We start from the raw sequence: 6879 nt of genomic DNA, 5'->3' as shown, positions 1-6879 counted from the left end.
GAGTGGGGGTGCCCCCTGCTCGAGCGGAGTCGAGAGCTTGGGGGAGCGTGCCGGGCGTCGCGACGGGGCGAACGTTGCCTGCCGCGGCACTAGAGGCGGCACCCGACCCAAGGAGAGCGGCACCCCGCCACGCCGGGCTGAGAAACCCCCCGCCCCCAGCCCTCACGCTGAGCACCCCACGAAGAACCGTCACCGCACTCCCCGTTCCCGCTCCTCCACAACGGAGTTGTACGCCGCGACCTGCGCCCGCCGAGCCGTCCGCTCCACCGGCCGCAACGCCTCCCGCCGCGCGAAGATCTGCGACGAACTCACCGCACCGCCGTGCCCACGCTCCGTCGCCACGGCGATCAGCATCCCCACCCGCTGCGCCAGCTCCAGCACCCGCACCGCCCGCGGCGGATACCCCGGCGCCAGCACCTCCCGGCCCCGCTCGGCCCGCGCCCGGTACGCATCGATCGCCGCCTCCGCCACCGGCCCCGACCCGGCCACATCCAGCCGCGTCAGCAGCTCGGTGGCCTCCCGCAGGGCCTCCACCAGCTCCCGCTCGGCCTCACCCAGCGACGGCACATCCGCCGGCGGCGCCTCCCGCACGGGCAGCACACGCCACACGACCTCGACGTGCACATCGCCCTCGGGCCCTGCCTCGTACACCTCCGGCACCAGCCCCAACGCGGCGCCGTAACAGACCACTGCCTGCTCGGCGTCCAGCGCCCGCGCGTTGAACTCCGGCGGCCCGCTCAGCCCCAGCGGATGCCCCGGCGCGGGCAGCGCGACCCGCAGTCCGGTCACCCCGAGCGTCCGGAGCCGTCCGAGCGCGAGAGTGAGCCCCACGGGCGCCGATTCCCCGGGCAGCCCTTCCACCCGGTGCACCGCGTCCTCGCCCACGACGGCGAGCACAGCGTCGTCCGGCGAGACATGTCCGGCCAAAAGGGCATTTCCCCAAGCTGCGAGACGTCCAGCACGTGGTTCCGAGAGCATGCCTCCACCCTAGGACCCTCCAAGGACCGGACCGAGGGAATGTCCGGGCCGACCGGTGGCGTAGATTTCATGGAGGGCTGCGCCCACCGGCGCGGCGGACCGAGCCACAGGCTTACGCGACAGCCGAGACCGGCCACACTGCAAGGGGAGACAACGCGCTCATGAGCGATGTTCTGGAGCTTCAGGACGTATCCGTGGTCCGTGAGGGCCGGGCTCTGGTGGACCAGGTCTCCTGGTCGGTCAAGGAGGGCGAGCGCTGGGTCATCCTCGGCCCGAACGGCGCCGGCAAGACCACCCTCCTCAACCTCGCTTCCACCTACCTCTTCCCCAGCTCGGGCACCGCCGCCATCCTCGGCGAGACCCTCGGCCGACCCGGTACCGACGTCTTCGAGCTGCGCCCCCGCATCGGCATGGCCGGCATCGCCATGACCGAGAAGCTCCCCAAGCGCCAGACCGTCCTGGAGACGGTCCTGACCGCCGCCTACGGCATGACCGCCACCTGGCACGAGGACTACGAGGACATCGACGAACAGCGCGCCCGCGCCTTCCTCGACCGCCTCGGCATGAGCGACTACCTTGAGCGCCGGTTCGGCACGCTCTCCGAGGGCGAGCGCAAGCGCACCCTGATCGCCCGCGCCCTGATGACCGACCCCGAGCTGCTCCTCCTCGACGAGCCCGCCGCCGGCCTCGACCTCGGCGGCCGCGAGGACCTCGTCCGCCGCCTCGGCCGTCTCGCCCTCGACCCGATCGCCCCCTCGATGCTCATGGTCACCCACCACGTCGAGGAGATCCCCCCGGGCTTCACCCACGTCCTCATGATCCGCCAGGGCAAGGTCCTCGCCGCCGGTCCGCTGGAGCTGGAGCTCACCTCCCGCAACCTCTCCCTCTGCTTCGGCCTCCCGCTCGTCGTTGAACAGTCGGGCGAGCGCTGGACCGCACAGGGCCTCCCGCTCTCCTGAACCCGGCCGCCATCGCGCAAATCCCGGAGTAAGAACGGGATTTCACACCACGGGCGCCCTGTCGGCGACAGGGCCCGCGGATCTACCATGACCATGTGGAAATCGACGCATGGCTGTGGTGGCTGATCGGCGCGGCAGCGCTCGGCATCGCGCTGGTGGTCACCGCGATGCCCGAACTCGGCATGCTGGCGGTGGGCGCCATCGCCGCGGCGGTGGCCACCGGCGTCTTCGGCGGCGGAGCCGTCGCCCAGGTCGCGGTCTTCGCCGTCATCTCGACCGCGGGCATCGCCGTCGTACGGCCCATCGCGAACCGCCATCGCGCCCAGCGACCCCAATTCGCCTCCGGCGTGGACGCGTTGAAGGGCAGACAAGCCGTCGTCCTGGAACGCGTCGACGCCTCCGGCGGCCGGATCAAGCTGGCCGGCGAGGTTTGGTCGGCCCGCGCCCTCGACACCGGCCACGCCTACGAAGTGGGCCAGGAAGTGGATGTCGTGGACATCGAGGGGGCCACCGCGATCGTCATGTGACCTCGCGAGACGTAACTGGAGTGAACTCCTCGCCAGCCACACGACGGTCTGTCAGACTCGACCAGCAAGATCTTCGACAACCATAAGATCTGCCGAAGGCGCCGAAGCGGAGAAGGGACACGGGGAACGACGATGGAACCGGTCATCATCGTCCTGATCATTCTGGTGGTGTTGGTCTTCATCGCCCTGATCAAGACGATTCAAGTCATCCCACAGGCCAGCGCGGCCATCGTCGAGCGCTTCGGGCGCTACACGCGGACACTCAACGCGGGCCTCAACATCGTCGTCCCGTTCATCGACACCATCCGCAACCGCATCGACCTGCGTGAACAGGTCGTGCCCTTTCCACCGCAGCCGGTGATCACCCAGGACAACCTGGTCGTCAACATCGACACCGTCATCTACTACCAGGTGACCGACGCCAGGGCCGCGACGTACGAAGTCGCCAGCTACATCCAGGCGATCGAGCAGCTCACCGTCACCACGCTCCGCAACATCATCGGTGGCATGGACCTGGAGCGGACCCTGACCTCCCGCGAGGAGATCAACGCGGCCCTGCGCGGCGTCCTCGACGAGGCCACCGGCAAGTGGGGCATCCGCGTCAACCGCGTCGAGCTCAAGGCGATCGAGCCGCCCACCTCCATCCAGGACTCGATGGAGAAGCAGATGCGCGCCGACCGCGACAAGCGCGCCGCGATCCTCCAGGCCGAAGGTGTCCGGCAGTCCGAGATCCTGCGCGCCGAAGGTGAGAAGCAGTCCCAGATCCTGCGCGCCGAAGGTGAGGCCAAGGCAGCCGCTCTGCGCGCCGAGGGCGAGGCACAGGCCGTCCGCACGGTCTTCGAGGCCATCCACGCCGGTGACCCGGACCAGAAGCTGCTCTCCTACCAGTACCTCCAGATGCTTCCCAAGATCGCCGAGGGCGACGCCAACAAGCTCTGGATCGTCCCCAGCGAGATCGGCGACGCCCTCAAGGGCCTCTCCGGCGCCATGGGCAACTTCGGTGGGCTCGGCGGAGGTTCCGGCGGCAACGGCGGCACGACCGGAGGCGCCGTCCCCGCCCAGGAACGCCGCGAGAAGCCGTCCATCGACTGACAGCACCCACCAAGCGACGTTCCCCGCACCCACCTGAGGGGCGCGGGGAACTGCGCGACAAGCCACGAACCACCGCAAGCCGAAGAACCACGCGAGCTCCTACGGCGGTGGTCACGCAGCGTCCAGCACCAACCAATCCGGCAGCGCCGCAAGGTCCTCCTGCGCCAGCGTCAGCAACATCGCATCGGCCGGAGTCGGCTCGAACGGCCGCCGCAGCAGCGGCATCCCCGCCTCCTCCGGAGTCCGGTTCGCCTTACGGTGATTGTCCTGCGCGCACGAGGCCACCGTGTTCAGCCACGTGTCCTGTCCACCCTGCGACCGCGGCACCACGTGGTCCACGGTCGTCGCCCGCCTCCCGCAGTACGCGCACCGGTGCCGATCCCTGACCAGCACACCCCGCCTCGACCACGGCGCTTGTCTTCGGAACGGCACCCGTACGTACTGGCAGAGCCTGATCACACGGGGAGCCGGTATGTCGACCGCGGCTCCCCGCATCCGCAGCTCGGGGTGGGCCTGCTCGACGACGGCCTTGTCCTGAAGCACCAGAACGACGGCTCGGTTCAACGTCACCGTCGACAGCGGCTCGAAGCTCGCGTTCAGTACCAGCGTGTCCCGCATACCAGCCCACCTCCCGTGTGCACCGGCCCACCCCCCTGGCGGGCTGGGATCAACTCTGGCCGGGCAGGCCGAGATGGACAACGCAATATCTGCTGCTCCCACGGGGGGTGGCCCCCCGCGACCCCCGGCAACAAAAATGCCCGCTCCTGATCAATTCCAAGACCAGGAGCGGGCAAACGTTCCATGAACGCCGGGATTGCGGGCGACCCGCTCAGCCCTCGGCGGGCACCTCGTACTCGCCGATCAGCTGGGCCCGCCCGATCGTGTGGAACCGCAGGTTGAAGCCGACGGCGGCCGGCGACGCGTCCGCGTCCGGACCGAGCTTCTCCTGATCCACGGCGTACACCGTGAACACATACCGGTGCGGCCCGTCCCCGGGAGGCGGCGCGGCCCCGCCGAACTCCTTGTCGCCGAAGTCGTTACGAGCGTGGATCGCGCCCTCCGGCAGTTCCTCGAACGAGCCGCTGCCCGCGCCCGCCGGCAGCTCGGTCACCGACGCCGGGATGTCGAACAGCACCCAGTGCCAGAAGCCGCTGCCCGTCGGGGCGTCGGGGTCGTAGCAGGTCACGGCGAAGCTCTTGGTCTCGAGCGGGAAACCCTCCCACCGCAGCTGCGGCGACGTGTTGCCGGCCGCCTGGACCTGGCCGTCCTGGAGCGTCGCACCTTCCTCGATGTCCTTGCTCGTCACCGTGAACGACGCGACGGGCGGATGGAAGTCGTGGGGGAGCGGCCGCCGCCTGAGCTCGGTCACCTCGGTACCTCCTGATCGTTTCGTGCAGTAGCCCCCGAGCCTAGAACCAGTTGCGCTTGCTGCCGACCTCCGACAGCCACTGGTTCAGGTACGCGGTCCAGTCCGTCCCCTGGTAGTCGTTCAGACCCACCTGGAAGGAGCGGAAGGTGTCGCTGCCCTCGCTGAACAGCCCCGGCTTCTTGTCCATCTCCAGGACGACGTCCATGGCGGTCTGGTCGGCCACGAAGCTCAGCTCGACCTGGTTCAGCCCTCGGTACTGCTGCGGCGGGTAGAACTCGATCTCCTGGTAGAACGGCAGCCGCTGGCGCGTACCCCGGATCACACCGCGCTCCATGTCCGCGTTCTTGAACCGGAAGCCCAGCTGGATGAACGCGTCGAGGATCGCCTTCTGCGCGGGCAGCGGGTGCACGTTGACCGGATCCAGGTCACCGGAGTCCACCGCACGCGCGATCTCCAGCTCGGTCGACACCCCGATGTTCATGCCGCGCAGGGCCTGACCGTCGATCATCGTGATCGGCGTCTCCCACGGGATCTCCAGACCGAACTGCACCGCGTGCACCGCGTTCGCCTGCAGCTCGAACGCCCCGCCCAGCCGCGACTTCGTGAACTCGATGTCCTGCTTGTACTCCTGGTCGCCGCTCTCGACCTCGACCTTGGCCTGCAGCCCGACCGAGAGCCCCTCGATCTGCTGGTTGACGGACCCGCCCTGGATACGCACCTCACCCTGGACGACACCGCCCGGGACGACGTTGACCTCGTGCAGCACCGTCTCGACCGAAGCCCCGCCGGCCCCCAGGCTCGCGAGCAGCTTCTTGAACGCCATGTCTCTCCCTCTCGCCCACTACGGGTGGATCCTTGATCCATACAAACGCGATCCGGCCGTGGCCGGTTCCATGCCCAACCCTGGCAAGGCGGGCGCCCGACGGCCACCCCCCGGCACCACACGTCTCCAGTACCCTCGGACGGCATGATCGCGACCCCCGACCGTACGCCCCTGTCCAGGGAGTTCTTCGACCGGCCCGTCCTCGATGTCGCCCCCGACCTGCTCGGCCGCATCCTGGTCCGCAGCACCCCGGACGGTCCGATCGCCCTCCGCCTCACCGAGGTCGAGGCCTACGACGGCGCCGACGACCCCGGCTCCCACGCCTATCGCGGCCGTACGGCCCGCAACGACGTGATGTTCGGTCCACCCGGTCATGTGTACGTCTACTTCACCTATGGCATGTGGTTCTGCATGAACCTGGTCTGCGGCCCCGAGGGAAAGGCGAGCGCGGTCCTGCTCCGGGCCGGCGAGATCATCGAGGGTGCCGAACTGGCCCGGACCCGTCGACTCTCGGCCCGCAACGACAAGGAACTGGCCAAAGGCCCGGCCCGGCTCGCCACGGCCCTGAACGTGGACCGCTCCCTGGACGGCACGGACGCGTGTACCTCCCAGGACACCCCGCTCCGCATGCTGACGGGCACTCCCGTGCCCTCCGACCAGGTACTCAACGGCCCCCGCACCGGGGTGGGCGGCGACGGAGCCGTACACCCGTGGCGCTTCTGGGTGGCCAACGACCCGGCCGTGAGCCCCTATCGAGCCCATGTCCCGAGGCGCCGCCGAAGTTGACGGGCCATGCCGGGGTGCGTAATGTAGCCCGAGCCGCTGATCCGGGTAGGGCACTCGCCCTGCAGCCGGAAGCGGCCAAACCACTACCCAGCGACTCCCCTCAACAGGGGCCGAATTCGGCGTGCCCGCATGCCTGAATTCGATGCCGACGGACTCGATTATGAGTCGGACGGGGAATCCGCTAACGTAGTGAATGTCGAAAGGCCGACGAGCGAAAGCCCGGGCCTAACGGCAAATCCCGCCGACCGGGAATCGGATCGAAAAGGATCTGATAGAGTCGGAAACGCAAGACCGAAGGGAAGCCCGGAGGAAAGCCCGAGAGGGTGAGTACAAAGGAAGCGACCG

Annotated in this window: 8 protein-coding genes; 4 read left to right on the top strand and 4 right to left on the bottom strand. The window is 69.0% G+C overall.

Annotation, left to right across the window (positions count from 1 at the left end):
• Positions 1–189 precede the first annotated feature (189 nt).
• Complete coding sequence (locus ABZ281_RS31080) at positions 190–978, bottom strand: hypothetical protein (RefSeq protein ID WP_356660865.1); 789 nt, start codon at positions 976–978, stop codon at positions 190–192.
• A gap of 161 nt (positions 979–1139) precedes the next feature.
• Between ABZ281_RS31080 and ABZ281_RS31075 the strand changes: the two genes are divergently transcribed.
• The 3 genes from ABZ281_RS31075 (at position 1140) to ABZ281_RS31065 (ending at position 3556) form a co-directional block, all read left to right on the top strand.
• Complete coding sequence (locus ABZ281_RS31075) at positions 1140–1937, top strand: ABC transporter ATP-binding protein (RefSeq protein ID WP_189589984.1); 798 nt, start codon at positions 1140–1142, stop codon at positions 1935–1937.
• 95 nt (positions 1938–2032) lie between these two features.
• Positions 2033–2464 (top strand): NfeD family protein, encoded by a 432-nt coding sequence (locus ABZ281_RS31070; RefSeq protein ID WP_356660863.1) that lies wholly within the window; start codon positions 2033–2035, stop codon positions 2462–2464.
• 132 nt (positions 2465–2596) lie between these two features.
• On the top strand, positions 2597–3556 hold the full coding sequence (locus tag ABZ281_RS31065; RefSeq protein WP_356660861.1) for an SPFH domain-containing protein: 960 nt from the start codon (positions 2597–2599) through the stop codon (positions 3554–3556).
• Between the two features lie 111 nt (positions 3557–3667).
• On the opposite strand, the gene ABZ281_RS31060 is transcribed toward ABZ281_RS31065, so the two are convergent.
• The 3 genes from ABZ281_RS31060 to ABZ281_RS31050 all read right to left on the bottom strand — a co-directional run bounded on the left by ABZ281_RS31060 (position 3668) and on the right by ABZ281_RS31050 (position 5748).
• Positions 3668–4174 carry an HNH endonuclease gene (locus tag ABZ281_RS31060; RefSeq protein WP_184913023.1) on the bottom strand — a complete coding sequence of 169 codons (507 nt, stop codon included), beginning with the start codon at positions 4172–4174 and terminating at the stop codon, positions 3668–3670.
• 211 nt (positions 4175–4385) lie between these two features.
• Positions 4386–4925 carry a YbhB/YbcL family Raf kinase inhibitor-like protein gene (locus ABZ281_RS31055; protein WP_356660859.1) on the bottom strand — a complete coding sequence of 180 codons (540 nt, stop codon included), beginning with the start codon at positions 4923–4925 and terminating at the stop codon, positions 4386–4388.
• Between the two features lie 40 nt (positions 4926–4965).
• Positions 4966–5748, bottom strand: a complete 783-nt coding sequence (locus tag ABZ281_RS31050) for a sporulation protein (protein ID WP_031110167.1) — start codon at positions 5746–5748, stop codon at positions 4966–4968.
• A 144-nt stretch (positions 5749–5892) separates the two neighbouring features.
• Between ABZ281_RS31050 and ABZ281_RS31045 the strand changes: the two genes are divergently transcribed.
• Positions 5893–6534 carry a DNA-3-methyladenine glycosylase gene (locus ABZ281_RS31045; protein WP_356660857.1) on the top strand — a complete coding sequence of 214 codons (642 nt, stop codon included), beginning with the start codon at positions 5893–5895 and terminating at the stop codon, positions 6532–6534.
• Positions 6535–6879: the final 345 nt, after the last annotated feature.

Origin of the sequence: Streptomyces sp. NPDC006265 (genome assembly GCF_040613555.1) — a bacterium.
GTDB lineage: Bacteria > Actinomycetota > Actinomycetes > Streptomycetales > Streptomycetaceae > Streptomyces.
The sequence above is the reverse complement of the archived record's forward strand: the minus strand, read 5'-3'. Positions and strand labels throughout refer to the sequence as shown.